The organism is Faecalimonas hominis (assembly GCF_054660755.1).
Genome location: NZ_BAAHSH010000095.1, coordinates 1 through 743, shown reverse-complemented (window position 1 = coordinate 743; position 743 = coordinate 1). Strand labels below are relative to the sequence as shown.

Annotated in this window: 2 protein-coding genes; one reads left to right on the top strand and one right to left on the bottom strand. The window is 33.9% G+C overall.

The window, feature by feature from the left end:
* On the top strand, window positions 1–469 hold a 469-nt coding region (locus ACYQ35_RS11795), incomplete at its 5' end, for an ASCH domain-containing protein (protein WP_459833824.1).
* 117 nt (window positions 470–586) lie between these two features.
* Here ACYQ35_RS11795 and ACYQ35_RS11790 read toward each other — a convergent pair.
* Window positions 587–718: an IS3 family transposase gene (locus ACYQ35_RS11790; protein ID WP_423804692.1), complete on the bottom strand. Its 132-nt coding sequence runs from the start codon at window positions 716–718 to the stop codon at window positions 587–589.
* Between the last annotated feature and the right edge of the window lie 25 nt (window positions 719–743).

The following is a 743-nucleotide window of genomic DNA, read 5'->3' as shown; positions in this document are numbered from 1 at the left end:
TTCAATTAGAAGTTGGAGGGAATATTTTATGTCTGGAAAAGAACTTTGGGAAATATTTGTTACAGAGAATAACATTGGCGAATGTCATTATGAGGAATGGAGTTTTGGAGTGGAAGCAGATTTGTTAGTTCATTTAGTTGCAACTGGTGAAAAAACCGCTACTGCTTCAGCTTATCCTCTATACGAATTAGAAAACGAACCATTGCCTGCAATAGGAGCATATAGTGTGATTTTGGACTCTAAGGATAATGCTATTTGTATTATTCAAACTAAAAAAGTAACTATTGTTCCATTTTATGCAGTAACAGCAGAACACGCTCACAAAGAAGGAGAGGGAGATAAATCCTTAGATTTTTGGAGAGAAGTTCACGAGAAATTTTTTACGGAATGTTTGAGTGAGGCTGGATTAAAATTTACTTCAGATATGAAAGTTGTTTGTGAAGAATTTGAAGTTGTTTATAAACAATAAGAAATCTAAGAAGGTGAGGTAAAAAGATGGAATTTTAAAAATTGACAAATCAAACTACTGGGATTGTATGGTCCTATGTCAAGATTTAGTACAAGTTAAAATGAGGTTTTCCTCATCTTAACCTGCCAACTGCAATTCGTCTTGTTGAAGCCTACGATACAGCTCTTCATAATCGTTTGGTGACATATAATCACAGTGACTATGAATTCGTTTCGTATTGTAGAACGCTTCCAAATATTCAAAAATCAAACGATATGCATGGTCATAATATCCA